The sequence below is a fragment of the Streptomyces sp. NPDC104371 genome (assembly GCF_055583785.1).
On the sequence record NZ_JBVJNF010000004.1, the window covers coordinates 492,056 to 518,272 of the forward strand.

Sequence of the window (26,217 nt, forward strand, 5' to 3'; positions counted from 1 at the left end):
GTGCGACGTGTCCGCGCCGCTCAGCGCCTGAGCCGCGCGTTGGTGTGCCGGGTCGGCTCCGCGCCGGCCGGGTCCTCGGGCCAGGGGTGCTTGGGATAGCGGCCCCGCAGCTCCGCCCGTACGGCCTTGTACCCCTCCCGCCAGAAGGACGCGAGGTCGGCGGTGACGGCGGCGGGCCGCCCGGCGGGGGAGAGCAGATGCACCAGGACGGGCACCCCCGCGAGCGCGGGCGACTCCTGAAGCCCGAACATCTCCTGCAACTTGACGGCGAGGACGGGTCGTTCGGGGTCCGCGTAGTCGATCCGGACCCTGGAGCCGCTCGGCACGGCGATCCGCTCGGGAGCCAGCTCGTCCAGGCGCGCCGCCTCCCCGGTGGACCAGGGCAGCAACCGGGCGAGAGCCTGCCCCGCGTCGATCCGCGCGAGGTCGGCACGCCGCCGGGCACGGCCCAGCTCGGGCTCCAGCCACTCGTCCACGCGCGCGTGGAGCGCGTCGTCACGGACGTCCGGCCAGGGCTCACCCAGATGCAGCCGCAGGAACGCGAGCCGCTGCCGCAGGGCGCGCGCCTCCGCGGACCACCGCAGCAGACCGAACCCCTCCTCCCGCAGCCCGTCCAGCAGGGCTCCCCGTACGAGGGCGGGTGCCGGGTCCCGCAGCGGCCGTACCGTCAGCTCCACGGCCCCGAGCCGTGCGACGCTCCGGGCCACCACGTCCCCCTCGGCCCACCGGACCTCGTCCCCCTCGGCGTACAGGGCCCCGGCGGCCCGCCGCGCCACGTCCTCGTCGACCGCCGCGGCGAGCCTCACGCGCGCGTGCCCGGCGCCGACGGGCCGGTCCGCGACAGCGACGGCGAGCCACGGCGCGCCGCACAGCCCCGACCCGTCGCCCGGCGTGGCGCGGGTGCCGTTGACCATGAGATACGAACCCCCGTCGGCCCGCGCGAGACGCTCGGGAAAGGCAAGAGCCGCGACAAGCCCGACCACCTGATCGTCCCGAGCCCCGGCCGCGCCTGCCCCGGCGCCGCGAGAGATCCCGGCCGCGCCTGCCCCGGCGCCGTGAGGGTCCCCAGCCGTGCCTGTCCTCGTGCCGTGAGGGTTCCCGGCTGTGCCTGTTCCGGTGCCGTGAAGGTCCCGGGCTGCGCCTGTTCCGGCGCCGCGAGAGTTCCAGGCCGCACCTGTACCGGTGCCGCGGGAGTCCCCGGACGGCCCGCTCAGCGCGGCACGCAGTCGGCGCGCCTCGTCCCGCCAGCGCGCCGCGTAGGCGTCGCCGCCGCGCCGGGCCGTCCGCCATGCCGCCGCCAGGTCGTCGCCGTACTCCCGCGGCGGCTCCTCGCTCAGCAGGGCGACCACCTCGGCCGCCCGGTCCGCGCCGATCTCCCGGGCGGCGTCCAGCAGCGCCCGCGCCAGCCGAGGATGCAGACCCAGCCGGGCCAGCTCCTGGCCGCGCGGCGTGGCCCGACCCGTCGGGTCCACCGCGCCGATCGCCGTCAGCACCGAGCGCGCCGCCGCCATCGCCCCGCCCGGAGGCGCGTCGAGGAGCGCCAGATGGGAGGCGTCCGGATCACCCCAGCACGCCGCCTGCAACGCGAACGCCGTCAGATCGGCGAGCCTGATCTCCGGCGCCGGGAAGCGCGGCAGCCGTGTGTCCTCCGCCTCGGACCAGCAGCGGTAGACCCGGCCGGGCGCCTCGCGCCCCGCGCGGCCCGCGCGCTGCCGTCCCGCCGCCTGCGAGGCCCGCACCGTCGTCAGCGCGCTCAGCCCGCGCGCGTGGTCCACGCGCGGCTCCCGCGCGAGCCCGGAGTCGACGACCGCGCGTACGCCCGGCACGGTCAGCGACGACTCCGCGACGGCCGTCGCCAGCACCACCCGCCTGCCGGTGCCGGCCGACAGCACCGCGTCCTGCACCGCGGCGGGCGCCCGCCCGTGCACCTGGAGCACCTCGACGTCCCCGAGGCCCCCCAGCTGTCCCGCCACCCGCGCGATCTCCCCGACGCCGGGCAGGAAGCACAGCACGTCCCCCGCGCACTCTGCGAGCGCCCGCCGCACCACCGACGCCACATGCGCCAGCAGCGCCGGGTCCACCCGCGTCCCGTGCGGCGGCCGTACGGGACGCGTGGGCGGCGCCCACACCACGTCGACGGGATGCGAGACACCCGCCGCCTCGACCACCGGCGCCCCGCCCAGCAGCCGGGCCCAGCCCTCGGCGTCCGTCGTCGCGGACGCCGCCACCAGCCGCAGCTCGGGCCGCAGCGCCTCCCGTACGTCCAGCAGGAACGCGGCGACCGTGTCGGCGTCCAGATGCCGCTCATGGCACTCGTCCAGCACGACCACGTCGACGCCCGCCAGCTCCTGGTCGCGCTGGAGCCGTTGCAGCAGCACGCCGGTCGTGACGACCTCCACGCGTGTGTGCCGCCCCACCACGCGCTCGCCGCGCACCGTGTACCCGACGCTCTCGCCGGGCCGCTGCCCGAGCAGCCACGCCATCCGCCGGGCCGCCGCCCGCGCCGCGATCCGCCGCGGCTCGGCGACGATCACCCGGCGCGCGGGCCCGCCGCCGACGAGCCCCGCGAGGACCAGCGGCACCAGCGTCGTCTTGCCGGTACCGGGCGGCGCGCACAGCACCGCTACGCCGCGCTCGTCCAGCGCGCCCTGGAGCGCGGGGACGGCACGGCGGACGGGAAGGCGGTCGAGGGCGTCGTGGCGGATCACCCGCACCAGTGTTCCAGGCGCCCCCGACCGGCCGGACCGCCGTCCGTCCCGCTCCGCGTCAGTCCCGCTCGCACACGAAGATCGCCGTGCCCGGGATCAGGCCACCGCGCAGCGGCGACCACCCGCCCCACTCGGCGGTGTTCCAGGAAGGCCACTCCGGCTCGACCAGATCGACGAGCCGGAAGCCGCCCGCCACGATGTCCCGGACGCGGTCACCGAGCGTGCGGTGGTGCTCGACGTACACCGCCCGCCCCTGCTCGTCCTGCTCGACGTACGGCGTGCGGTCGAAGTACGACGCGGCGACCGAGAGGCCCTCGGGCCCCGGCTCGTCGGGGAACGCCCAGCGCAGGGGGTGGGTCACCGAGAAGACGAAACGGCCGCCGGGCCGCAGCACCCGGCGCACCTCGCGCAGGACCACGACCGGATCGGCGACGAACGGCAGCGCCCCGTACGCGGAGCACGCGAGGTCGAAGGACCCGTCACGGAAGGGCAGGGCGCCCGCGTCGGCCTCGACCAGGGGGAAGGCGACGCCGATGCGCAGGGCGTGCTGGAGCTGGCGGTGGGAGAGGTCCAGCGCCACCGGCCGCGCGCCCTGGGCGGCGAGCCAGCGCGAGCACTGCGCCGCGCCGGAGCCGATCTCCAGGACGTCCCGGCCCTTGAGGTCCTGCGCGGGCCCGAGCAGCTCGGCCTCCACCTCGTCGAGCCCCTCGGGGCCCCATACGAAGCGGTCGTCGCCGAGGAACGTGCCGTGCTCGATCTGGTACTCGTCCGCGTTCCGGTCCCACCAGCCCCGGTTGGCGCGGGAACTCTCCACGTCGCCGGCCGCGCGTCGGGTGGCTTCGGGCTCGAACGGTTCGGGCTCTTGGATGATGGGCTCCCTCGTCGTACTCTTCCGTGCAACCGCCTCGGCGGTGTCGCGAAAGCGGCTGTCCCAGGCCTGCGTGGCCTGTCGTGTCAGCCGAACGCGGCGGGGTGTCGCACGGGTCTTGTGCCGGAATTGCGGCGATCCGCCCCGGGTGTGCGCTTCGCGCATTGACCCTGTCCGGCTGCCCCCGTATGCTACAAGTTGCGCTGCGAGCCTGCGTGCCTCAGACGTAGCAGGCTGCGCTCGCATCTGTATGTATGTCCCCTCGGTTGTCGAGGCTCCACAGCGATTCTGTGTGGCGCTTCCTTGGCTGTCCGGCTTCTGCAGAGCGAAACGGGCTCCCGGCGTAAGCAGTGCCTACGACTTCAATGTCCGTACCGGAGCCCTTTCCCACATGACGAGCAGCACCGAGACCACCGCCACCACCCCGCAGGTAGCGGTCAACGACATCGGTAACGAGGAAGCCTTCCTCGCCGCGATCGACGAGACGATCAAGTACTTCAACGACGGCGACATCGTCGACGGCGTCATCGTGAAGGTCGACCGGGACGAGGTCCTGCTCGACATCGGTTACAAGACCGAAGGTGTCATCCCGAGCCGCGAGCTCTCGATCAAGCACGACGTCGACCCGAACGAGGTCGTCGCCGTCGGTGACGAGATCGAGGCCCTGGTCCTCCAGAAGGAGGACAAGGAAGGCCGCCTGATCCTCTCGAAGAAGCGCGCCCAGTACGAGCGTGCCTGGGGCACCATCGAGAAGATCAAGGAAGAGGACGGCATCGTCACCGGTACCGTCATCGAGGTCGTCAAGGGTGGTCTCATCCTCGACATCGGCCTCCGTGGCTTCCTGCCGGCCTCCCTCGTCGAGATGCGCCGCGTCCGCGACCTCCAGCCGTACGTCGGCAAGGAGCTCGAGGCGAAGATCATCGAGCTGGACAAGAACCGCAACAACGTGGTCCTGTCCCGCCGTGCCTGGCTGGAGCAGACCCAGTCCGAGGTCCGCCAGACGTTCCTCACGACCCTCCAGAAGGGTCAGGTCCGCTCCGGTGTGGTCTCCTCGATCGTCAACTTCGGTGCCTTCGTGGACCTGGGTGGCGTCGACGGTCTGGTCCACGTCTCCGAGCTGTCCTGGAAGCACATCGACCACCCCTCCGAGGTTGTCGAGGTCGGCCAGGAAGTCACCGTCGAGGTCCTCGACGTGGACATGGACCGCGAGCGCGTCTCCCTGTCGCTGAAGGCGACCCAGGAAGACCCGTGGCAGCAGTTCGCCCGCACCCACCAGATCGGCCAGGTCGTGCCCGGCAAGGTCACGAAGCTGGTTCCGTTCGGTGCGTTCGTCCGCGTGGACGAGGGCATCGAGGGTCTGGTCCACATCTCCGAGCTGGCCGAGCGCCACGTGGAGATCCCGGAGCAGGTCGTCCAGGTCAACGACGAGATCTTCGTCAAGGTCATCGACATCGACCTCGAGCGTCGCCGGATCTCGCTGTCCCTCAAGCAGGCCAACGAGTCCTTCGGTGCCGACCCGATGGCGGTCGAGTTCGACCCGACCCTGTACGGCATGGCCGCGTCCTACGACGACCAGGGCAACTACATCTACCCCGAGGGCTTCGACCCCGAGACCAACGACTGGCTCGAGGGCTACGAGAAGCAGCGCGAGGAGTGGGAGCGCCAGTACGCCGAGGCGCAGTCCCGCTTCGAGCAGCACCAGCAGCAGGTCGTCAAGTCCCGCGAGGCGGACGCTGCGGCTGCCGCCGAGGGTGGCGAGGCTGCCGCTCCGGCCGCGTCCGGTGGCGGTTCGTACTCCTCCGAGGGTGGCGACACCTCCGGTGCGCTGGCCTCGGACGAGGCCCTGGCGGCCCTGCGCGAGAAGCTGGCCGGCGGCCAGAGCTGATCGCTGGCCACTGAGGCCTGGCTATAGCCAATGACTGTGGGCCCGTCCCTCCTGTGGGGGCGGGCCCACAGTCGTGTCCACGCCGCCCGAGTCACCTGGGGCGGCGCCTGACGCGTCACGCGGGCCCCTGGCGGCCCGTACGCGAGCACCCGACAGGGCCGGTGTACGCGAGCACCCCGACGGCCGGTACGTGGGCGCCTGACGGACGGCCCGTACGCGGGCACCTGACGGGCCGTAACCGGGCAGCGGCAGACGGGAATGACCAGGCCCTGGCCTCTGTTGTGCAGTACGACACGAGGAGGCGGGGTCTACAGTGCTTGATCCGCAGGGTTTGTACACATGGGAGCCGAAGGGCCTGGCCGCCGTCGACATGGCGCTCGCCCAGGAGTCGGCCGGACTGGTCATGCTCTACCACTTCGACGGGTACATCGACGCGGGCGAGACCGGCGACCAGATCGTCGACCGGCTGCTCGACGCCCTGCCCCACCAGGCCGTGGCGCGTTTCGACCACGACCGGCTCGTCGACTACCGGGCCCGCCGTCCCCTGCTCACCTTCCGGCAGGACCGCTGGACCGGCTACGAGGTGCCCCGCATCGAGGTGCGGCTGGTCCAGGACGTCACCGGGGCGCCCTTCCTGCTGCTCTCCGGGCCCGAGCCGGACGTGGAGTGGGAGTGCTTCGCCGCGGCCGTCCGGCAGATCGTGAAGCGCCTCGGGGTCCGGCTGGCGGTGAACTTCCACGGCATCCCCATGGGCGTGCCGCACACCCGGCCCGTGGGCCTCACCCCGCACGGCAACCGCAGCGACCTGGTGCCGGGCCACCGCAGCCCCTTCGAGGAGGCCCAGGTCCCCGGCAGCGCCGCGTCCCTGGTCGAGTACCGCCTCATGGAAGCCGGGCATGACGTCCTCGGCGTCGCCGCGCACGTCCCGCACTACATCGCCCGCTCGCCGTATCCGGACGCCGCGCTGACCGTCCTGGAGGCCATCACGGCCGCGACGGGGCTCGTCCTGCCCGATATCGTGCACTCCCTGCGCACGGACGCGTACCGCACTCAGACGGAGATCGACCGGCAGATCCGGGAGGGCGACGAGGAACTCGTCACGCTCGTACAGGGCCTCGAGCACCAGTACGACGCCGCCGCGGGCGCGGAGACGCGCGGCAACATGCTCGCCGAGCCCGTCGAGATCCCGTCCGCGGACGAGATCGGCCAGGAGTTCGAGCGCTTCCTGGCGGAACGGGAGCGGGACAGTTGATCCGATAGGCTGCCGAGCCAGGGATCCCCGCCGCTGCGGGGTTCAGGAGAGGGAGGCGCGGTCATGCTGTCCGTGGGCCTGACCGGCGGGATCGGGGCCGGCAAGAGCGAGGTGTCGCGGCTCCTCGTGGAGTACGGGGCCGTACTGATCGACGCGGACCGCATCGCGCGCGAGGTCGTCGCGCCCGGAACTCCCGGGCTCGCGGCGGTCGTCGAGGCCTTCGGGCCGGACGTCCTCGGGCCGGACGGCGGCCTGGACCGCCCCAAGCTGGGCGCCATCGTCTTCGCCGACCCGGAGAAGCTCGCCGTCCTCAACTCGATCGTGCACCCCCTGGTGGGCGCCCGCTCCCGCGCGCTCGAGACCGCCGCCGCCGAGGACGCCGTGGTCGTCCACGACGTCCCCCTCCTCACCGAGAACGGTCTCGCCCCGCTCTACGACGTCGTGGTCGTCGTCGACGCCGCCCCGAAGACGCAGCTCGACCGCCTCGTCCGCCTGCGCGGCATGACCGAGGAGGACGCACGCGCGCGCATGGCCGCCCAGGCGACGCGTGAGAAGCGCCTGGAGATCGCGGACATCGTCATCGACAACGACGTCCCGCTGGAGCGGCTGCGGCAGCGCGTGAGGGACGTATGGGACGACCTCACGCGCAGGGCGCGGCGTGTATCGGAGCAGCGGTCGACGCGGGAATAGCGGTCGGTGCCGCGGGCGTTGAACCGGTGCAGCCAGGGAAGGACTCCGCTGTGCCCGAGACCAGAGAACCGACCGGACCCACACCCCGGACGCATGTCATCGACTTCCGCGCCGCGGAGCAGTTGCTCGCCGCACGGGACCCGCGCGGCGCGGTGAAGCTGCTCGACGGGGTCGTAGCCGCGCACCCCGAGAACACGGCCGCGCGGCTGCTGCGTGCCCGCGCCTTCTTCGCCGCGGCGCAACTGCGGGCCGCGGAGCTGGAGTTCGGCATCGTGCTGGAGCGCGAGCCGGACAACGCGTTCGCGCACTTCGCGCTGGGCCGCACCTACGAACGCCAGGGGCGCCCGGAGCAGGCCACGCGCCACTTCCGGCTGGCGGCGGCGCTGGATCCGAACCCCGAGTACGTGAAGGCGGCGCGCTTCGAGTCGTAGCGCTTCTGCCCGCTAGTGGCGGCGGTCGCTCGGTGGGAGGTACGGCGGGACGTCGCGGCCCGGCTGCCAGTGCGGACCCTGGCGTATGTGCCGCACGATCATGATCATGTCCACGGTGACGACCAGCCACAGGACGCCGCACGCGATGGCCCAGCCGGTCTGCCCGATGAGCGCGAACGCGATCGTTCCGAAACTCGCCCAGGCCAGACCCCACACACTCAGCCAGAAGCGCACCCGCAGGGCACTGCGTGCTGTCGTCGGTTCACTGCCTGTACGCATCATCATCACTGCTCCTCCTGTGTGAGTACCCCCCTGGCAGGGGTTCACCAGGTCGGGGCCACCGGATCGGGGAGAGCCGCCGTGATCGGCATTCGCTGTCGGTCGAGCAGGAGTTCCCTCGTCGAACGTTTCACTCCATCGAGTGAGGGGTGAGGGGGAACGAGGCGCCGTGGCCCGGCCGTTGGACGGGCATGAGGCAGAACATGCGAGAGGGATACGAGGGAACGGGCCCCGGCGCGATCACGCCGGACGGCTGCGCGGTCGACCTGTATACGCGGCTGCCGGTCAGGGATGAGCCGGACATCATCGCCGCAGCGGTGCCGCCCAGCGCGCGCATCCTGGAGCTGGGCTGCGGCGTCGGGAGGGTGACCCACGCACTGCTGGATCGCGGCTTCACAGTCACGGCGGTGGACGAGTCGCCGCAGATGCTGGAGCGGGTGCGGGGCGCGCGCACGATATGCAGCCCGATCGAGGACCTCGACCTGGGCGAGACCTTCGACGTCGTGATGCTCGCGTCGTTCCTGGTGCACGCGGGGGACGTCGAGGTGCGGCGAGGCCTGCTGAGGACGTGCGCACGGCATGTGGCGGACGGCGGCTGTGTGCTGATCCAGCGGGAGGGCGAGGACTACCACACGAACCTGCCGCGCGAGCGAGTCGACCCGAGCGGCTTCACGCTACGGATGGTCTCGGCGCAGCCGGTGGGCGACGGCGTCGACTCGGTGCGCGCGGAGTATGTGTTCCCCGATGTCACATGGACACAGACGTTCCTGTCCCGACCGCTGAGCCGGGAGCAGTTCGAAGAGGCGCTGGGGGAGGCCGGGTTGGAGGTGGACCGGTATCTGACGGAGGACAGGATCTGGGTGCGGGCGGTGCCGATGACGTAGTCGGCCGAGCGGAGGGGCGGGAAGGTGATAAGGGTGGGAAATCCTGCTCGGGACCGATGAGTTGAGGGGCGCGGGCGGGTCTACCCCTGCGTCAGCACAACCCCCTGGAACCACTGCTCACAGGAGGACCGCGTGTCCGAGACCACCGCTCCCGTCGCCCCTGCCGCCCCCGCTTCTGTGGCGGAGAGCCGCGGTCGCCGAAGGAGCCGTCGCGCCGAGATCTCTCTGCGCACGGTGCAGATCGCGCTCGCGTTCTTCTTCGCGGTCGCGAGCGCACTGCCCAAGCTGATCGCGCACCCGTCGGCTGTGGAGTCCTTCGACAAGATGGGCTGGGGGAGCGGAGGGATGTACACCATCGGTCTGCTCGAACTGGCTGGTGCGGTAGGGCTGTTGATCCCCGCGCTGGCATCGGTCGCGGCGGTGGCGCTGTCCGCGCTGATGGTGGGCGCGTTCATCATGCAGCTCACGGCCTTCGACGGCGAGAACGCGGCGACCCCGCTGATCCTGATGCTCCCGTTGCTCCTGATCGCGGTCACCCGCCGGGACGGGGCAGCGGAGCTGATACGACTGACACACCACCGAGCCTGACTCCACCCACCGGTAGGAGTTTCCCGGCGGGGCCGGTACGGGCTTCCGGCGGGGCTGCCGGGCGGGTCGCCAGGCCGTGACTGTGGGTCCCCGTGCTCAGGGCCCGCCGGTTCGCCCCCGTCCCTGGGACTGGACCTTGGCGCCGGATCCGTCGTCCGCTGGTAGGTACTTGCCGTCGGGACCGGTGCGGGCTTCCGGTAGAGCTGCCTGGGTGGGGCGACCCACGCCGTGGCTGCGGGCCCCGTGCTTCAGGGCCCGCCGGTTCGCCCCCGTCCCCGGGACTGGCCCTCGGCGCCGGATTCGTCGTCCGCCGGTACGGGCTTCCCGTAGGGCTGCCCGGTGGGGCGGCCAGGCCCTGGTTGCGGGCCCCGTGCTCAGAACCCGTCGGTTCGACCCCGTCGCCGGGACCGGGACCGGTCGCCGGACCGGGCGCGTCCCTCGGAGCGGCTCCGTGTCTCGGGCTGGCCCCGTCCCTCGGTGTCGGAGTCGGCGTCCGGTGGCGTGCCCAGGCCGCGTAGGCGTTCCATGTCGCGGCGGTCCCGCTTGGTGGGGCGGCCCGCGCCGCGGTCGCGGATGCCCGCCGGGGCGACGGCCTCGCGGGGCGGCGGGGGCGGACTGTTGTCGATGTAGCACTGCACGGCCACCGGGGCGCCCACCCGCTTGCGGATCACGCGCTTGACGACCACGATCCGCTCCCGGCCCTCGTGCCGCAGACGTACCTCGTCGCCCACGCGCACGGAGTGGGCGGGCTTCACCCGCTCGCCGTTCAGCCGTACATGCCCGCCCCGGCAGGCGGTGGCCCCCATCGAGCGGGTCTTCACGAGCCGCACGGACCAGATCCAACTGTCGATGCGCACGCTCTCGCCGCTCGACGGCCCCGCCGCCTCGGCGGCTGCCACCGGGTCGCCAGAGCCCTGAGATGCGCCCTGCGGTGCGGTCTCCCGGACCGCGCCGTCCCCGTCCGTACCGGACCGCCCGTCCGCCCTGTCGTCGTGCGCACCTTCGAAAGCCATGGTCCGACCTTAGCTCTCGGCGCCAGGCCGATCCGACGGGTTTTGCCGCGGCCCGGCCTACCGTGGAGGCATGGACAGCAGCCTCGCCGCATTGGACGAGCGGATCACGGGATGCCGTGCCTGCCCGCGCCTGGTCGCGTGGCGCGAGGAGGTGGCCCGTACCAAGCGCCCCGCGTTCGCCGACTGGACGTACTGGGGGCGGCCGGTTCCGGGCTTCGGACCGCCCGATGCCCGGCTGCTCGTCATCGGTCTCGCGCCCGCGGCCCACGGCGGCAACCGGACCGGGCGGATGTTCACCGGAGACCGCTCCGGGGACGTGCTGTACGCGGCACTGCACGCCGTGGGCCTGGCGTCACAGCCGACTTCGGTCTCCGCCGACGACGGTCTGGAGCTGTACGGCGTGCGCGTGACCGCGCCCGTGCACTGCGCTCCGCCCGCCAACAAGCCGACGCCCGAGGAGCGGGGCACCTGCCGACCGTGGCTCGTGCAGGAGTTGCGGCTGATGCGACCGACGCTCAGGTGCGTGGTCGCGCTCGGCGGCTTCGGCTGGCAGGCCGCGCTGACCGCGCTGGACGAGGCGGGCTGGTCGATCCCCCGGCCACGCCCCGCGTTCGGCCACGGCGCCCGGGTCGCGCTGGAGGGCCTGGACCTCTTCGGCTGCTTCCACGTCAGCCAGCGCAACACCTTCACCGGCCGACTCACCTCGGAGATGCTGCGGGAGGTCCTGCGCACGGCGGCGATCACGGCGGGGCTGCCCACCGCCGAGCTACCGTGAGCCTTCGTAACCGCGAGGCGGAGGACGGGCGATGGGCGGGACGACGAGTACGGATGACGAGGTGTTCCTGGCGGGCGTCAGGGACCGGCTTGCCGCTCTTCCCGGGGTGTGCGCCGTCGCTCTCGGCGGCTCCCGGGCGCAGGGCACGCACGGCCCGGACAGCGACTGGGATCTGGCCGTCTACTACCGGGGCCCGGAGTTCGACCCCGCCGACCTGCGGGCCGTCGGCTGGCCCGGCGAGGTCTCGGAGATCGGCGGCTGGGGCGGCGGAGTCTTCAACGGCGGCGCCTGGCTGACCGTCGAGGACCGCCGCGTCGACGTCCACTACCGCGATCTCGACGTCGTGGAACACCAGATGGCGGAGGCGGCGGAAGGCCGCTTCCAGGTGGAGCCGCTGCTCTTCCACCTCGCCGGTATCCCCACGTATCTGCTGGTGGCCGAACTCGCCGTCAACCGCGTACTGCGAGGCACGCTCCCGCGCCCGCGGACGTACCCGGAGAAGCTGCGCGCCTCCGCGCCCGAACGCTGGTACGGCACGGCCCGCGCCACCCTCGCGTACGCGAAGGCCCAGCACGCCCCGCAGGGCCGCCTCACCGAGGTCGCCGGAGCCCTTGCCACGGCCGCCACGCACGCAGGCCACGCCGTGCTCGCGGCGCGCGGGGAATGGGTGACCAACGAGAAGCGGCTGCTGGAGCGGGCGGGGCTGCGGCGCGTCGACGGGATCGTGACGGAGCTGACGGCCCGCCCCGAGACGCTCGCGCGGGCGCTCGCGTCGGCGGAGGACCTCTTCGAGGACGCCCTCTCCGCCACACGCGCGATCGCGGACCGATAATCGTTCGAAACCTCGGCCTTCGCATTGCTACGGTCTGCGACGTGGCGAAACTCAATCAGATCATCGCAGTCGAGAAGGGCATCAAGTCCAAGAGCCATCAGGACCTGACGGCCGCCCACCACGGCTTGCAGAAGCCCGCGTTGCTCGCCGGGATCTCGCGGACGTACCAGCCGAAGGACGAGGAGGGCGAGCAACTACCGTCCGAATCCACGCGGGTTCAGGTACAGGCCGAGGACGTACTGCGGCAGACCGCGGCGACGCTCACGCGGCTGTTCGACGTGACCGCCACGAAGGACTGGGCCAACTGCACGGCGAAGGCGGATGTGAAGGTGGACGGGCGCGTGCTCGTCGCCGATGTCCCCGTGGCGTATCTGCTCTTCCTGGAGAAGCAGCTCGTCGACCTCAACACCTTCGTCCGCAAGCTGCCGATCCTCGACGCCTCCGAGTCCTGGACGCAGGACCCGTCCACCGACGCGTGGAAGACCGAGCCGGTGCGGACGCTGCGGACGAAGAAGGTGCCCCGCAACCATGTGAAGGCGGAGGCCACCGAGAAGCACCCGGCCCAGGTCGAGGTGTACTACGAGGACGTGCCTGTCGGGTACTGGACCACGGTGAAGTTCTCCGGTGCCCTGCCCGCGCGGCGTGTGAACGAGCTGCTCGACCGGGTCGAGAAGCTCCAGCAGGCCGTCAAGTTCGCCCGTGAGGAGGCGAACGGCGCGGACGTCGTCGACCAGCGGGTCGGGGACGCCGTGTTCGGCTACCTGTTCGGGTAGCCTCAAGAACTCCCCGGCCGCCACAAGGCCGGCCGGGGTGCGCGAGGAGCGCAAGCTGAAGCTGAAGCTTGTCGTGACGACGCGGTTCCAGTGGAGGTTCGACCCCTCCCCGCGGCACATCTTCCGGCCGCGGTAGCCCAATGGCAGAGGCAGACCGCGATCAATCTCAGACTATTGCTCCAGACTCAGTATTCGCCGCCGAGCGCCGGATCGACCGGGCCCAGGCCCCAGTACGCCGAGATGCTGGTTCAAGTCCAGCCCGCGCAGCTCGATGCGCGGTGGTCCAAAGGCAGGACGCGGCGGCATAACGACTGACCTGGGTTCTCAAGCGTGCCGGCGTGCCACATGGCGGCACTCCTGGGGCCCGGGGGCCGGCTACGCCCTCGGGCCCGCTCCCGTTCCGGGAGCACCCCCGCCGGACCCGAGCAGGGGCCCACGGCATCGCGCGGTGTGAAATCCCGCGCGCGAGCGATGAGTTCTACTTCCCCTGGCAGTCCACCCCTGAGAACGGACTTCCATGGAGGGGTGATGAAGCTTCCGGAGATCGTCTCGCGCGAGGAGTGGCGGGCCGAGCGCGAGGCACTGCTCGCCAAGGAGAAGGCGGCCACACACGCGCGTGACGCGATCAACGCCGAGCGGCGGCGGCTGCCGATGGTCGAGGTCGACACGGAGTACGTGTTCGAGGGCGGCGACGGCAAGGCCACTCTCCTCGACGCCTTCGAGGGGCGGCACCAACTCGTGGTGTACCACTACATGTTCGCGCCCGAATGGGACGAGGGCTGCCGCAGTTGCGCGGCGTTCCTGGACCAGATCGGGCATCTCGCGCATCTGCACGCGCGCGGGACGTCGTTCGCCGTCGTGTCACGCGCCCCGTACACCCGGATCCTGCCCTTCAAGGCACGTCTGGGCTGGACGATGCCCTGGTACTCGTCCCACGGCACCCCCTTCAACCACGACTTCCAGGTGACCGTGGACCGCGCGGGCGAGTCGGTCGAGCGTCCCGGTGTGAGCTGCTTCGTACGGGACCACGACCGGGTCTTCCACACCTACTCGACGTACGAGCGCGGCCTCGACGGACTCGGCTCCACCACCAGCCTGCTCGACCTCACGGCCCTGGGACGGCAGGAGGAGTGGGAGCAGCCCCGAGGACGGGCGTCGACCCTGGGCGCACCCGCGGGCAGCGCGTCGATCCGCTTCCACGACGAGTACTAGGACGGGTGACGAGTATTAGTACGGGTTTTGAGTACGGGGGGGCTGGGCGCATCCCGGAACCGAGACGCTCAGGCGCTGATCGGGCGCGACCACGTCGGCGGTGTGCCCGTGATCCGGCACAGGGTGAGATAGAGCGGGATCGGCGGGGTGTACGGCATGGTGTCGTGCGGCCGGTGGATGAGCCCGGGAAGGATCGGCGTGTCCGGGACGAGGGCACCGGGGGCGTACCGCGCGGGCTCGGGCCAGTCGAGGGCCATGTCCGAGTCGGACGGCACGATCCACCACCACTCGGCCCGGTCGGCGAACACACACCCGACCCGTGGCAGCCGGGGCAGCAGCAGCGGCCCGTAGTCCGCGGGCACGGCCACCGCGTCGCAGCCGAGCGGCACCGCCATGTCCTCGGGCAGAGGGAGCCGCCGGGCCGGTCCGGACGCCCGGCGGGTCCGGCCGAGACGGACCAGTGAGTTCAGGGTCACGGCCGTGGTGCCGGGGACTCCTGTGGCCGACCGCATGTCCCTCACACCCATTCGGTTCCGGTCCAGGACGCGTCGGTCCGGGATCCCTGGCCGTCCGCCGGGGGCTTCTTCGCGCTCCAGCCGAGGTCGTAGCGTGCCGGGGCGGCCTCGATCGCCCGGGACCTGTCGCCGGAACACGACAGGTCCCGGGACGGCTGCGCCGGGATGGAACACTCGCCGGTCGCCCGCTGGTCGGTAGTCCGTTGGCCGGTTGCCCGCTGATCGGCCGTCCGTCGGTCGGTTGCCCGCTGGTCAGTAGCCCGTAGCCCAGTCGTCCGGTGCTCGGTTGCCCGCTGGTCGGTAGTCCGTTGGCCGGTTGTCCGCTGATCGGCCGTTCGTCGGTCGGTTGCCCGCTGGTCAGTAGCCCGTAGCCCAGTCGTCCGGTGCTCGGTTGCCCGCTGGTCGGTCGTCCGTTGGCCGGTCGTCTGCCGATCGGTCGTCTGCTGGTCGGTGGTCCGTAGACCAGGCGTCCGCTGGCCGGTCGTCCGTTGATCGGTCGCCCGCGCCAGCTCCGCCCAGACCAGCAGTCCGACCCCCGCCTTCTGGGTTCCCCAGGCCAGGGACAGGGCCTCGACGAGAAGCAGCCCTCGGCCGTGTTCCTCCTCGCATCGCTGCGGTACGGGGTGCGGCTCGCCCGGAGCGCATCCCTCGTCACGTACCGCTATGCGCACCACGTCCCCCTCGTCCTGCAACTCGCAGACGACGGAGGCTCCGGCGGTGTGCACGATCGCGTTGGTGACCAGTTCGGACACGATCAGGGTCGCCGTGTCGCACGCGTCCTCGCCTACCGACCATCCGGTCAGCCGGGCACGCGTCAGTTGCCGGGCCCGTGCGACGGACTGCGGGTGGGCGGCCAGCTCGAAGCGGAATCGACGCAGTGCGACGCCAGGGCGCAGCCCTGTGGCGCCGGCCGGGTCGAACCGGTCTGCGGCGGCATCTGTTCCTAACGGCGCGGACGGAATCACGCTTGCCACTATCGCCCCGGCGTGGACACTTGGCAAGAGTCACTCTGAAAATTGCAGAGTGCAGTGTGACTTCGAGAATCGCCGTGGCACACTGCTCGCAACAGCACGCCGAGCGGCGCCAGTTGGGATCTGAGGTACGGACTTCGCGTCCGGGGCCCCGTCGAGGGCCCGCCGGTCGAAATCGAACGCGGACGCGGAACGGTGCGAAAAGGGTTCGAACGGCGCCGTCTTGGCTGCCGGGGCGCCGGAGGTTGGTCAGGCAACGGAGGAAGGGAGGAGGCGCGAGATGAGTGAGCCGCGGTCGGCGCCGACGGTCGGCCAGGTCGTTCTCGGACGGCGCCTGCTGGACCTGCGTGAACGTGCCGGACTCAAGCGTGAGGAGGCCGCGCGCGTCCTGCGGGTCGCCCCCGCCACGGTGCGCCGTATGGAGATGGCCGAGGTCGCCCTCAAGATCCCCTACCTTCAACTCCTGTTGAAGTCGTACGGGGTGGGCGAGGAGGAGGCGGAGGCCTTCGTCCAGCTCGCCGAGGACGCCAACAAGCCGGGCTGGTGGCAGCGGTTCCACGACATCCTGCCGGGCTGGTTCTCGATGTACGTCAGCCTGGAGGGCGCCGCCACGCTCATCCGCCAGTACGAGCCCCACTTCGTGCCCGGCATCATGCAGACCGACGCGTACGCCAGGGGTGTCCTGACGTCGGGTGCCATCGGGCAGACCAGGCCCGAGGACATCGAGCGGCATGTCGCGCTGCGCATGCAGCGCCAGGAGTTGCTCACGCGTGCGGACGCGCCCCGTATCTGGGCCGTGATGGACGAGACCGTGCTGCGCCGCCCCGTTGTCGGCCCAGAGGTCATGCGCGCCCAGGTCGAACGGCTGCTGGAAGTCACCGAACTGCCCCATGTGACGCTCCAGGTACTCGAGTTCTCCTCGGGTCCGCATCCGGGCACCTACGGACCTTTCGTCCTGTTTCGATTTGCCATGTCAGAACTGCCGGACATGGTCTACAGCGAGTACCTGACCGGTGCCGTCTATCTGGACGCGCGCGCCGAGGTGGCGACCCACCTCGAGGTCATGGACCGCATGGCGGCTCAGGCCGCTACGGCACAACGCACGAAGGAGATCCTGGAGGATCTCCGCAAGGAGCTGTAAATGGATCGCATCACGCCGCGCAAACGCGTCTACAACGGCATGCCCGCCCGTGAACTGGGCAGCGAGGGCTGGCACAAGCCGTGGAGCGGGGGCAACGGCGGCAACTGCCTGGAGGCGATGAAGCTCGCCGACGGACGGATCGCCGTCCGCCAGTCCACCGACCCGGACGGGCCCGCGCTGATCTACACCTCCGACGAGATGACCGCGTTCATCCAGGGGGCCAAGGCAGGGGAGGCCGACTTCCTGCTCTCGTAACTCCCTTGCTGCTGAGCGAACTTGTTATCCGCACCATCACCTTGGCTTTGACTTGATCATCGACTTCCTCGACTTCCCCAGAGGATTACGGAGTTCTCTATGACCGGGCAGGGTTCCGACCAGGACGCGGTCGTCATCGACACGAGTACACCGCACCCCGCACGGATGTATGACTGGTACCTCGGCGGTAAGGACAACTACCCCGTCGACGAGGAGATGGGTCGGCAGATGCTGGCCCTCGACCCGAGGGTGCCGGTGATGGCGCGGGTCAACCGCGCGTTCATGCACCGGGCCACGCGCTGGCTGGCCCGGAACGGAGTGCGTCAGTTCCTCGACATCGGCACGGGCATCCCGACCGAGCCGAACCTTCACCAGATCGCCCAGGAGGTCGCCCCCGACGCGCGCGTCGTCTACTGCGACAACGACCCGATCGTGCTGGCTCATGCGGAGGCCCTGCTGCGCGGTACCCCCGAGGGTGCGACCGAGTATCTACAGGCCGACGTGCGCGACCCGGCCGCCGTGGTCGAGGGGGCCAAGCGGGTCCTGGACTTCGGTCGCCCCGTGGCGCTCTCCCTCGTCGCGCTGCTGCACTTCGTCTCCGACGAGGAGGGCGCGCACGAACTGGTCGAGCGGCTGCTGGCCGAACTGCCCTCCGGCAGCTATCTGGTGATGACCCACGCCACGGCCGACTTCACCCCCGAGGTGTCCGCGGCGGCGACCGAGAAGCTCAGGGCGGCGGGGATCACGCTGGCGCTGCGCTCCCGCGACGAGTTCGCCCGCTTCTTCCACGGACTCGACCTCGTCGCACCCGGCGTCGAGGTGGTCCACCGGTGGCACCCGGAGCTAGGCGAGCCGGTTCCCGGCCAGGACGACGGAGTCATTCCCGGCTACGGGGCGGTGGCCCGCACGCCGTAGTTCCCGGACAGCGAAAGCTCGAAGGCCCGAAAGCTCGAAGGCCCATAGTGACGGGTCCCGCACGACCGCGTGACGGGTCCCGTACGGCCGCGCCACGTTCTCCGGCCGGTCATACGGTCGCGCCACACGCTCTTCGCCCGGCTGTACGGCCGTGCTACACCCTCATCGGCCGGTCGTACGGCCCGATCGGCGCAGGCAGGTGCGAGACCCCGCCCATCAGCCGTCGGTCCACCGCCGCGGCCGCGGCCCGCCCCTCCGCGATCGCCCAGACGATCAGCGACTGCCCGCGCGCGGCATCCCCGGCGGCGTACACACCCGGGACGTTCGTCCCGAAGTCCTCGTCGCGCGCGATCGTTCCGCGCGGGTCGAGCGCGAGCCCGAGCTGGTCGATCAGACCGTCCGCGCGGTCCGGCCCGGAGAACCCGAGCGCGAGCAGCACGAGGTCGGCGGGAAGTGTCCGCGCGGAGCCCGGCAGCGGCCGACGCCGTTCGTCCACCTCCACCAGATGCAGCTCCCGCACATGCCCGTCCGCGTCCCCCGTGAAGCGGAGCGTGGACGCCGCGAAGAGCCTGGCGTCCGCGTCCGCCGCGGGCGCCGTCCGCAGATCACGCGCCTCCTCGTGCGCGGCGGAGAGCCGGTAGACCTTCGGATACGTCGGCCACGGCTCGCCGACCTCGTCCCGTTCCGCCTCCGGCTGCGGGTAGATGTCGAGCTGGGTCACGGACGCGGCGCCCTCGCGCACCGCGGTGCCCAGACAGTCCGCGCCGGTGTCCCCGCCGCCCACGATCACGACATGCTTGCCGACCGCCGACAACGGCGAGACCTCCAGGTCCCCCTCGCACACCCGGTCGGCCAGCGGCAGATACTCCATCGCCTGCTGGATCCCGGCCAACTCCCGCCCCGGCACGTCCAGGTCACGCCAGGCGGTGGCGCCCGTCGCGATCACCACGGCGTCGTAGCGCGCCCGCAGTTCCTCGGCTCCTATGTCCCTTCCGATGGTCGTCGACGTACGGAACTTCGTCCCCTCGGCACGCATCTGCCGCAGCCGCCGGTCGAGATGCCGCTTCTCCATCTTGAACGCCGGTATCCCGTAGCGCAGGAGGCCCCCGAGGCGGTCCGCGCGCTCGTACACCGCCACCGTGTGCCCGGCGCGCGTGAGCTGCTGGGCCGCCGCGAGCCCGGCCGGACCCGACCCGACGACGGCGACGGTCCGCCCCGACAGCCGCTCCGGCGCACACGGCGGCGCGAACCCCTCCTCCCAGGCCCGGTCCGCGATCGCCACCTCGACGTTCTTGATGGTGACCGCGGGCTGGTCGATGGCCAGCACGCACCCCGCCTCGCACGGCGCGGGGCACAACCGCCCCGTGAACTCCGGGAAGTTGTTCGTGGCGTGCAGCCGCTCGCTCGCCGCCCGCCAGTCCTCACGCGAGACCAGGCCGTTCCACTCGGGGATCAGGTTCCCGAGCGGGCAGGCCGCGTGGCAGAAGGGAACCCCGCAGTCCATGCACCGGTTCGCCTGACGGCTGATGATCGGCAGCAGCGCACCCGGGACGTACACCTCGTCCCAGTCGTGCACCCGTTCCTCGACGGGGCGGCGGGGCCATTCCTCGCGGGGTGTGGTCAGGAAACCCTTGGGATCGGCCATGGCCTTCCCCTTGCGTACGCGTAGGGGTCTGTTCGTGCCACGATACGACTCGTGCCGCGCTACGACGCGAGCGCGAGCGCGAGTGCGACCACGACCGCGCGCGACTGCGGCTCAGCGGCTCAGGTGAGGGCGAGGACGTAGGACAGCGTCGCACCCGCCGACGCGACCATGCGGACGTGGTTCCACACCGTCCACTCGCGCAGGTACGTGCGCCAGTAGGCGTTCGCCTCCTCGGAACCGGGCTCCAGCTTCAGCAGCGCGGCGTTGCGGGGCACGTTCGCCGTGACGGTGACCCCGAAGGCGCCTATCAGATACAGGCCGCTCCCCACGAGCAGTTCGACCGTGGCGCCCTCGGGCCACACCACGAACGTCACCACCGCGAGCACGGCGCACAGCACCGCCGACCCCACGAACACGATCATGAACGCCGGTCTCGGCGCCGCTCGGTTGATCGCGTTCATCGCCGCGACCGCCTTGGTCGGCGGCAACGAACCGAGCCCCCTCATCACGAACGTCGAGAACGCGCAGAACACCCCCGCCATCAGCCCCGTTCCGAGTGCCCCCAGCACGGTCAGCGTGAAGTACGGCCCTTCGATCATCTGAACCCCCGTTTCGATCCTTCGACCCCCGAGATCCTTCCGGTCTCAGCGCACGATCACCAGCGAAGCCGCGTACGGGGCCGATGTCCATGCGCGCGCCGGAGGAACGCATGCGCACAGCATGTCCGCCGTGCCCGCGCGGCCCGGCCTCACGACGCCTCATGGAGCCTCCACTCCCGCATCACGCTCTCCACCCCCTCCGCGATGCGCCGCCGCGCCGCCGGCCGTGGCACCCCGTCCATGAGCAGCCGGTCGTACGGCGTCTCCAGGTGCCGTACGGACGCCCGCACCGCCGCGCTCACCGCTTCCGGCGACAGCGCCCGGCCCGCCGCGCTGCGCCCGACCCGCCCGCTGCCGCGCACCGACGTATGCGCCGCGATCGCCCGCGCCCGCTCCGCCGGGCACCCGGGAAACAGCCGCCGGACCTCGCGCGCGAACGCCTCCGTGAACCGCGTGTCCTGCGCCGCCCGCCGCCGGGCGTCCCGTATCCGTCGTCCGCGTCGCGCCTCCGCGTCCGCCTGGCACTGCTCCTCGGCCAGCGCGAGCGCCGCCTCCTCGACGAGAACCCCCTGCCGTTCGTACCGGCCGCGGCGCCGGTCGAACCGCACCACCACCGCCCACAACGCACTCGCCTGCTGCGAGCGCCGGGTCAGCGCGGTGTCGCCCCGCGGCAGGAACACCAGATGACCGAGGTCCGCGCAGTCCAGACACCGCGGTGCTCCCTGCTCCCGTACCAGCAGGGACAACGGCCCCCTCCGGCACGCGGCGCAGTGCCGCCGCCGGATCGGCCGGTACACGAGAAGTCCGCGGAGCGGAGAGGGAGTTGGGGCCGGTGTCATGACCGCTTCCTTCCCGTTCCACGGCGCGACGACCGCGGCGGCCCCGGCCGGACCGTCCGTGCCGCCTGCTCCGCCGCACGTCGGCCTTCCCGCGCGCAGCCTCACCGGCCGCGCCGCGGGTCCGCCGTCGGGGCACGGCATCATGGGCCGTGTGCGACTCGAAGCGATCACCTGGGAACGGCTCGGCGACCTCCTCGCCGACCGGCTGCTCGACCTGAGCCCCGACGACGGCAGCCCCTGGCCGCGCATCGCCTTCGACGGCGCCCCGGCCGCACGCCCCGGCGACCTCGCCCGGCGCGTGTCCGACGCACTGCGGATACGGGGCCGCTCCTCTCTCGTCGTCGGCGCCGAGGGCTTCCTGCGCCCGGCCTCCCTGCGCTTCGAGCACGGCCATCGCGACCCCGACGCCTACTACGACGGATGGCTCGACACCAGCGCCCTGTGGCGCGAGGTCTTCGGCCCCCTCGAACCAGGCGGCGACGGCCGTGTCCTGCCCGACCTCCGGGACCCGCTCACCGACCGCGCCACCCGCAGCCCCTACGTCCAACTCCCGCCCAGCGGCCTCCTGTTGCTCCATGGTCCTCTCCTGCTGCGACATTGGTTCCCCTTTGATCTGAGCGTCCATGTACGGCTCTCGCCCGGCGCCCTGCGCCGACACGCCCCCGAGCCCGAGCACTGGACCCTCCCCGCCTTCGAGCGCTACGAGACCGAGACGGATCCGGGCGCCACCGCCGACGTACTGATCCGCGCGGACGACCCGCGCCACCCCGCCTGGAGCGGCTGAGCCCGCGAGGCTCCCGTCCCGCAGCGCTCCGGGTGCGTTCCCCTCATGACACGGAGAGAATGAAGGGCGTCGGGACATGCGGTGCGTCCCGTGCCGCGCCGGCCTTCCGGGCCCAGGAGGTAGTTCATGACCACCGCCGGAGAAATCATGCACCGCGGTGCCCAGTGGATCCCCGCTCACGAGACCCTGGACCGCGCCGCCCAACTGATGCGCGAACTCAACGTCGGTGCGCTGCCCATCAGTGACGAGAACGAACGGCTCTGTGGCATCCTCACCGACCGGGACATCGTGGTGGGCTGTGTGGCCATGGGCCACGACCCCTCGCGTATCACCGCGGGCGAGATGGCCCAGGGCACGCCGCGCTGGATCGACTCGGACGCCGACATCGGCGAGGTGCTCACGGAAATGGAAGGGCACCAGATCCGCAGGCTTCCCGTCATCGAGAACAAGCGCCTCGTCGGCATGATCAGCGAAGCCGACCTGGCGGAGCATCTGACGGAGGGTCAGATCGCCGAATGGGTCGAAAGCGTCTACGCGAAGAGCGCCACGCGCTGACCGCGTCCGCTTGCCGACCGCTCCCTGCCCGGCCGGACGCGCGACCGCCCGCCCGGCCCGGCAGCCGTCGACACCGCCCCGCCCGGCCGGCAGCCGTCGACCACCACAGGCCAGGAGCGCCGTACGCACCCGGGGAGGGGCGCGCCGGGATCACAACCAGCCGTTGCGCTTGAACCCCCGGTACAGAACGAGACAGGCGACGGCTATCACGCCCAGAACCAGCGGGTAGCCGAACCTCCAACGCAGCTCCGGCATGTGGTCGAAGTTCATGCCGTACATGCCGGTGACCATGGTGGGTACCGCGATCAGCGAGGCCCAGGCCGTGATCTTCCGCATGTCCTCGTTCTGCGCGACGCTCACCTGCGCGAGGTGCGCTTGCAGGATCGAGTTGAGCAGCTCGTCGAAGGCGGCTATCTGCTCGATGGCCCGTTGCAGATGGTCGGAGACATCGCGGAAGTACGCCTGTATCTCCGGGGCGATCCCCCGGATCGGCCGGGTCGCCAGCTCCTGGACAGGGCGATCCAGCGGCACCACCGCCCGCTTCAGCTCCAGCAGTTCACGCTTGAGCTGGTAGATGCGGCCCGGATCCAGGCGCGCGCCGTTCTCCGTGAACACATCCGTCTCGACCTGGTCGATGTCCGCCTGCATGGCGTCCGTGACGCTCAGATACTCGTCCACCACGCGGTCGGCGATCGCGTGCAGCACCGCGGCGGGCCCTTTGGCCAACTGGCGCGGGACGGCCTCCAGTTCCTCCCGCAGCGGACCGAGCGACCCATGCCGGCCGTGCCGCACCGTGACGACGAAGTCGGCGCCGAGGAACACCATGATCTCGCCGGTGTTCACCACTTCGCTCGTCGCGGTCAACTCCTTGTGCTCCACGTAGCAGACGGTCTTGAGGACCGCGAACAGCGTGTCTCCGTAACGCTCCAGCTTCGGGCGCTGGTGCGCCTCCACCGCGTCCTCGACCGCCAGCGGATGCAGGTCGAGGAGTTCGGCGATGTCCGCGAACTCGTGCTGCGTCGGCTCGTTCAACCCGAGCCAGACGAAGCCCTCGCCACTCCTGCGGACCCGCTCGATCGCCCTGACCAGATCACCGCCGCCGACGCGCACACCGTCCTGGTACGTCACGCAGTTGACCACCGCGGAGCCCAGCGGTGACCGGGCGGGGTGGCTCAGGTCGACGCGTGTGCGACGCCGCGCCAACCGTGCCACCTTGCGGAGGCCGCCGACCGTGCCGAGGCCCGCGACCTTCCGCAGATTCCCTGCCATGGACATCTGGATCTCCTTGCGTGGATCTCCTCGCGCCGCGTTCCGCGCCGCCGCAAATCAGTCTGCCAGCCCGGCCCGAGCCTCGGGAAAGCCTGTGGGAACGGAAGGTTCCGCTCCGCTGTGCGAGGTCGTACGGGCGTGGAGAGACCCTCTCCTTGGGCCGCGCGACGATTCCTGGGATGATCCCCATATGACACGATCCGACGGGTATCTCCTCGACAACCAGCAGACCGAGGCGGGCAACCGGTTCGACGCGCTGTCCACGCTCTTCGACGCCACGACGTTCCGCCACATCGAGGATCTCGGCATCGGACCCGGCGGGCGCTGCTGGGAAGTCGGCGCCGGTGGCACCTCCGTCATCTCCTGGCTGGCCGAGAAGGTCGGACCGACCGGCACGGTCCTCGCGACCGACATCGACACCTCGTGGGCCGTGGCCGCCGCCCGCCCTCCGATCGATATCCGCACCCATGACGTGGGAGCGGAGGAACCGCCGGAGGAGGGGTTCGACCTCGTCCACGCCCGGCTCGTCCTCGTCCACGTACCGGACCGGGAGCGGGCGCTGCGATCGATGATCAAGGCACTGCGGCCCGGCGGTCGGCTGCTGATCGAGGACGCCGACCCGGCACTCCAGCCGCTCGCCTGCCCGGACGAGTACGGCCCCGAGCAGCGGCTCGCCAACCGCCTGCGCACCGGCTTCCGCAAGCTCCTCGCCGACCGCGGCGCCGACCTCTCGTACGGCCGCAGGCTCCCGCGTCTGCTCCGCGAGGCGGGCCTGCGCGACGTGGCGGCCGACGCTTCCTTCCCCGTCGCCTCACCGGCTTGTTCGGCCCTCGAGGCCGCCACGATCCGTCAGGTCCGGGACCGGCTCGTCGCCGCGGGCCTTACCACGGACGAGGAGATCGACCAGCACTTGTCCCATGTCGCCTCCGGCACCATGGACTTGGCGATGGCGCCGATGATCTCGGCATGGGGGCGCAAGGAGTAGCGGGGCACGGCAGCGGCCGGGCGGGAGCAGGGCGCTTCGGCGCGACCCCGGCGACCTTGCGCGCCCGGGGAAGACGGCATCAGCCTGGAGGCATGACCAACACCACGCCACGCCTCGTTCTCGATCATGTCGTCCTGTGGGTGCGGGACCCGGTCGCCGCCGCGGGCTTCTACGAGGAGACGGTCGGCCTGGAGCCCCTCCGGGTCGATGAATTCGCCGCGGGCAAGGCGCCGTTCCCCTCGGTCCGGATCAACGAGGAGTCCATCCTCGACCTCGCCCCGCGCTCCCTCATGGAGGGCATGAGGATGCTTCCCGGAGCCGCCGAGAGCGCCGGGCACCCGGTCAACCATGTGTGTCTGGCCCTGAGCGGAGATGGCTTCGAGGCCCTCAGAACCCGCCTTGAGGACCGGGCCGTTCCCGTCTCGGACCTCTCGTACGACTCCTTCGGCGCCCGTGGTCCGGCCCGGCGCAGCTTCTACTTCCGCGACCCGGACGGGAACGTCATCGAGGCACGCCACTACGCGTAACGGGCCTCCGCGGCGCCGGCCGTACCCGGGCGGTGAGCGGCGAGGACCTGCGGCTAAGGTGGCCGGCCATGACGACACACACGCAGACCGCCCCGTCCTTCGCCGTGCACATCCCTGACGCCGAACTGGAGCCGGAGCCGCTCGACCCGGCGCAGATCGTCTCCGGGGACCCGGTCGTGACCGGCAAGGTGCTCTGGGAGTCCGCCGACGGCAAGCAGGTGCGCGGCATCTGGCAGATCACGCCCGGTGTCGTCACCGACACCGAGGCGAACGAACTCTTCGTGGTGGTCAGCGGTCGCGCCACCGTCGAGGTCGAGGGTGGTGACGTCCTGGAGGTCGGTCCGGGTGACGTGGCGATCCTGCGTGAGGGCGACCGTACGACCTGGACGGTCCACGAGACGCTCCGCAAGGCGTACCACATCAGTCTCTGAGCGCCCCGGGCCCGCGGGCTCAGAACAGCGGCTCCGGCAGCACCCCTTCCAGCGCCAGCAGCCTCCGCTTGGTCTCCAGCCCGCCCCCGAACCCGCCGATGCCACCGTCGCTCTCGACCACCCGGTGGCACGGCACCACCACCGGCAGCGGGTTCGCGCCCATCGCCGCGCCCACGGCCTGAGCCGCGCCCGGCTGCCCGACCCGGTCGGCCAGGTCGCCGTACCCCACCACCGTGCCGTAGGGCACTCCGGACGCCAGTTCGCGCAGCACCTGGCGGTTGAACCCGGCGATCAGGGACCAGTCCAGCGGGAGCGTGAAGTCGCGGCGCTCACCTGCGAAGTACGCCACCACCTGACGTATCCCCTCGGCCAGCAGCGGGGACCCCGGGTCCTCCACGGGCTCCGCGCCGAGCCGGGACGCCAGCCGCTCCAGCGCTCTGTCGCGCACGGCGTCCGTCGCGTGGAACACCACGTTCACCAGGCCGTCGCGCGTGGCGGCCAGCAGCAGCGGACCGATGTCCGTGGCGGTGACGGTCCACACCACCTGCTGCTCGTACTGCCCATGACTGTCCATGCGCCCACCGTACGGCGCGGCA

At 71.6% G+C, this 26,217-nt stretch carries 29 protein-coding genes; 18 read left to right on the forward strand and 11 right to left on the reverse strand.

Translation table 11 applies throughout. The annotated features are described in order from the left end of the window. Positions 1-20: 20 nt before the first annotated feature. Complete coding sequence (locus tag ACZ60T_RS16300; protein WP_469666447.1) at positions 21-2,708, reverse strand: ATP-dependent RNA helicase; 2,688 nt, start codon at positions 2,706-2,708, stop codon at positions 21-23. Positions 2,709-2,766: 58 nt separating this feature from the next. Further along, complete coding sequence (locus ACZ60T_RS16305; protein ID WP_469666591.1) at positions 2,767-3,579, reverse strand: class I SAM-dependent methyltransferase; 813 nt, start codon at positions 3,577-3,579, stop codon at positions 2,767-2,769. A 388-nt stretch (positions 3,580-3,967) separates the two neighbouring features. Between ACZ60T_RS16305 and rpsA the strand changes: the two genes are divergently transcribed. The 4 genes from rpsA to ACZ60T_RS16325 all read left to right on the forward strand — a co-directional run bounded on the left by rpsA (position 3,968) and on the right by ACZ60T_RS16325 (position 7,834). Then, complete coding sequence (gene rpsA, locus ACZ60T_RS16310) at positions 3,968-5,461, forward strand: 30S ribosomal protein S1 (protein ID WP_365620486.1); 1,494 nt, start codon at positions 3,968-3,970, stop codon at positions 5,459-5,461. Between the two features lie 313 nt (positions 5,462-5,774). Beyond that, entirely contained in the window at positions 5,775-6,713 is a 939-nt protein-coding gene (locus ACZ60T_RS16315) for a PAC2 family protein (RefSeq protein ID WP_365620489.1), read from the forward strand. A gap of 63 nt (positions 6,714-6,776) precedes the next feature. Further along, positions 6,777-7,403 (forward strand): dephospho-CoA kinase, encoded by a 627-nt coding sequence (gene coaE, locus ACZ60T_RS16320; protein ID WP_469666448.1) that lies wholly within the window; start codon positions 6,777-6,779, stop codon positions 7,401-7,403. 50 nt (positions 7,404-7,453) lie between these two features. Next, complete coding sequence (locus ACZ60T_RS16325) at positions 7,454-7,834, forward strand: tetratricopeptide repeat protein (RefSeq protein ID WP_365620493.1); 381 nt, start codon at positions 7,454-7,456, stop codon at positions 7,832-7,834. Between the two features lie 12 nt (positions 7,835-7,846). On the opposite strand, the gene ACZ60T_RS16330 is transcribed toward ACZ60T_RS16325, so the two are convergent. Continuing rightward, entirely contained in the window at positions 7,847-8,119 is a 273-nt protein-coding gene (locus ACZ60T_RS16330) for a DUF6343 family protein (protein ID WP_469666449.1), read from the reverse strand. A 197-nt stretch (positions 8,120-8,316) separates the two neighbouring features. Between ACZ60T_RS16330 and ACZ60T_RS16335 the strand changes: the two genes are divergently transcribed. Together ACZ60T_RS16335 and ACZ60T_RS16340 are read left to right on the forward strand one after the other, a co-directional pair. Then, entirely contained in the window at positions 8,317-8,997 is a 681-nt protein-coding gene (locus ACZ60T_RS16335; RefSeq protein ID WP_469666450.1) for a class I SAM-dependent methyltransferase, read from the forward strand. Positions 8,998-9,129: 132 nt separating this feature from the next. After that, on the forward strand, positions 9,130-9,585 hold the full coding sequence (locus tag ACZ60T_RS16340) for a DoxX family protein (protein ID WP_469666451.1): 456 nt from the start codon (positions 9,130-9,132) through the stop codon (positions 9,583-9,585). A 374-nt stretch (positions 9,586-9,959) separates the two neighbouring features. Here the strand turns inward: ACZ60T_RS16340 and ACZ60T_RS16345 are convergent, their stop codons facing one another. After that, positions 9,960-10,598 (reverse strand): RNA-binding S4 domain-containing protein, encoded by a 639-nt coding sequence (locus ACZ60T_RS16345; protein WP_469666452.1) that lies wholly within the window; start codon positions 10,596-10,598, stop codon positions 9,960-9,962. Between the two features lie 70 nt (positions 10,599-10,668). Between ACZ60T_RS16345 and ACZ60T_RS16350 the strand changes: the two genes are divergently transcribed. The 4 genes from ACZ60T_RS16350 to ACZ60T_RS16365 all read left to right on the forward strand — a co-directional run bounded on the left by ACZ60T_RS16350 (position 10,669) and on the right by ACZ60T_RS16365 (position 14,190). Then, positions 10,669-11,373, forward strand: a complete 705-nt coding sequence (locus tag ACZ60T_RS16350) for a uracil-DNA glycosylase (protein ID WP_469666453.1) — start codon at positions 10,669-10,671, stop codon at positions 11,371-11,373. Positions 11,374-11,404: 31 nt separating this feature from the next. Continuing rightward, a complete protein-coding gene (locus ACZ60T_RS16355; RefSeq protein ID WP_469666454.1) occupies positions 11,405-12,205 on the forward strand; it encodes a nucleotidyltransferase domain-containing protein in 801 nt (266 codons plus the stop codon). A gap of 41 nt (positions 12,206-12,246) precedes the next feature. Further along, positions 12,247-12,978, forward strand: a complete 732-nt coding sequence (locus ACZ60T_RS16360; RefSeq protein WP_365620512.1) for a DUF7873 family protein — start codon at positions 12,247-12,249, stop codon at positions 12,976-12,978. 528 nt (positions 12,979-13,506) lie between these two features. Next, on the forward strand, positions 13,507-14,190 hold the full coding sequence (locus ACZ60T_RS16365; protein ID WP_469666456.1) for a DUF899 domain-containing protein: 684 nt from the start codon (positions 13,507-13,509) through the stop codon (positions 14,188-14,190). 68 nt (positions 14,191-14,258) lie between these two features. On the opposite strand, the gene ACZ60T_RS16370 is transcribed toward ACZ60T_RS16365, so the two are convergent. Further along, a complete protein-coding gene (locus ACZ60T_RS16370; protein WP_252421866.1) occupies positions 14,259-14,702 on the reverse strand; it encodes a hypothetical protein in 444 nt (147 codons plus the stop codon). Between the two features lie 5 nt (positions 14,703-14,707). Then, complete coding sequence (locus ACZ60T_RS16375) at positions 14,708-15,670, reverse strand: ATP-binding protein (protein WP_469666457.1); 963 nt, start codon at positions 15,668-15,670, stop codon at positions 14,708-14,710. Positions 15,671-15,956: 286 nt separating this feature from the next. Between ACZ60T_RS16375 and ACZ60T_RS16380 the strand changes: the two genes are divergently transcribed. The 3 genes from ACZ60T_RS16380 to ACZ60T_RS16390 all read left to right on the forward strand — a co-directional run bounded on the left by ACZ60T_RS16380 (position 15,957) and on the right by ACZ60T_RS16390 (position 17,987). Beyond that, positions 15,957-16,817, forward strand: a complete 861-nt coding sequence (locus tag ACZ60T_RS16380; protein WP_252421864.1) for a helix-turn-helix domain-containing protein — start codon at positions 15,957-15,959, stop codon at positions 16,815-16,817. Next, complete coding sequence (locus ACZ60T_RS16385) at positions 16,818-17,072, forward strand: DUF397 domain-containing protein (RefSeq protein ID WP_365620528.1); 255 nt, start codon at positions 16,818-16,820, stop codon at positions 17,070-17,072. It abuts the gene before it with no gap. 99 nt (positions 17,073-17,171) lie between these two features. Then, complete coding sequence (locus ACZ60T_RS16390) at positions 17,172-17,987, forward strand: SAM-dependent methyltransferase (protein WP_469666458.1); 816 nt, start codon at positions 17,172-17,174, stop codon at positions 17,985-17,987. 154 nt (positions 17,988-18,141) lie between these two features. Here ACZ60T_RS16390 and ACZ60T_RS16395 read toward each other — a convergent pair whose 3' ends face one another. From ACZ60T_RS16395 to ACZ60T_RS16405, 3 genes are all read right to left on the reverse strand, one after another. Then, positions 18,142-19,632 (reverse strand): glutamate synthase subunit beta, encoded by a 1,491-nt coding sequence (locus ACZ60T_RS16395; protein WP_469666459.1) that lies wholly within the window; start codon positions 19,630-19,632, stop codon positions 18,142-18,144. Between the two features lie 119 nt (positions 19,633-19,751). Further along, positions 19,752-20,231, reverse strand: a complete 480-nt coding sequence (locus ACZ60T_RS16400; protein WP_252421858.1) for an anthrone oxygenase family protein — start codon at positions 20,229-20,231, stop codon at positions 19,752-19,754. 149 nt (positions 20,232-20,380) lie between these two features. Continuing rightward, positions 20,381-21,070 (reverse strand): DUF2293 domain-containing protein, encoded by a 690-nt coding sequence (locus ACZ60T_RS16405; protein ID WP_469666460.1) that lies wholly within the window; start codon positions 21,068-21,070, stop codon positions 20,381-20,383. 142 nt (positions 21,071-21,212) lie between these two features. On the opposite strand from ACZ60T_RS16405, the gene ACZ60T_RS16410 reads away from it, so the two are divergent. Continuing rightward, positions 21,213-21,854, forward strand: coding sequence for a nucleoside/nucleotide kinase family protein (locus ACZ60T_RS16410; RefSeq protein ID WP_469666592.1), 642 nt, complete (start codon positions 21,213-21,215; stop codon positions 21,852-21,854). A 126-nt stretch (positions 21,855-21,980) separates the two neighbouring features. Next, entirely contained in the window at positions 21,981-22,409 is a 429-nt protein-coding gene (locus tag ACZ60T_RS16415; RefSeq protein WP_365620541.1) for a CBS domain-containing protein, read from the forward strand. A gap of 150 nt (positions 22,410-22,559) precedes the next feature. On the opposite strand, the gene ACZ60T_RS16420 is transcribed toward ACZ60T_RS16415, so the two are convergent. After that, positions 22,560-23,684: a magnesium and cobalt transport protein CorA gene (locus tag ACZ60T_RS16420; protein ID WP_365620544.1), complete on the reverse strand. Its 1,125-nt coding sequence runs from the start codon at positions 23,682-23,684 to the stop codon at positions 22,560-22,562. Between the two features lie 184 nt (positions 23,685-23,868). Between ACZ60T_RS16420 and ACZ60T_RS16425 the strand changes: the two genes are divergently transcribed. From ACZ60T_RS16425 to ACZ60T_RS16435, 3 genes are all read left to right on the forward strand, one after another. Beyond that, positions 23,869-24,663, forward strand: a complete 795-nt coding sequence (locus ACZ60T_RS16425) for a class I SAM-dependent methyltransferase (protein ID WP_469666462.1) — start codon at positions 23,869-23,871, stop codon at positions 24,661-24,663. 92 nt (positions 24,664-24,755) lie between these two features. After that, complete coding sequence (locus ACZ60T_RS16430) at positions 24,756-25,190, forward strand: VOC family protein (protein WP_469666463.1); 435 nt, start codon at positions 24,756-24,758, stop codon at positions 25,188-25,190. A 68-nt stretch (positions 25,191-25,258) separates the two neighbouring features. Next, positions 25,259-25,621: a cupin domain-containing protein gene (locus tag ACZ60T_RS16435; protein ID WP_365620552.1), complete on the forward strand. Its 363-nt coding sequence runs from the start codon at positions 25,259-25,261 to the stop codon at positions 25,619-25,621. A gap of 19 nt (positions 25,622-25,640) precedes the next feature. Here ACZ60T_RS16435 and ACZ60T_RS16440 read toward each other — a convergent pair whose 3' ends face one another. Continuing rightward, complete coding sequence (locus ACZ60T_RS16440; RefSeq protein WP_469666465.1) at positions 25,641-26,195, reverse strand: methylated-DNA--[protein]-cysteine S-methyltransferase; 555 nt, start codon at positions 26,193-26,195, stop codon at positions 25,641-25,643. Between the last annotated feature and the right edge of the window lie 22 nt (positions 26,196-26,217).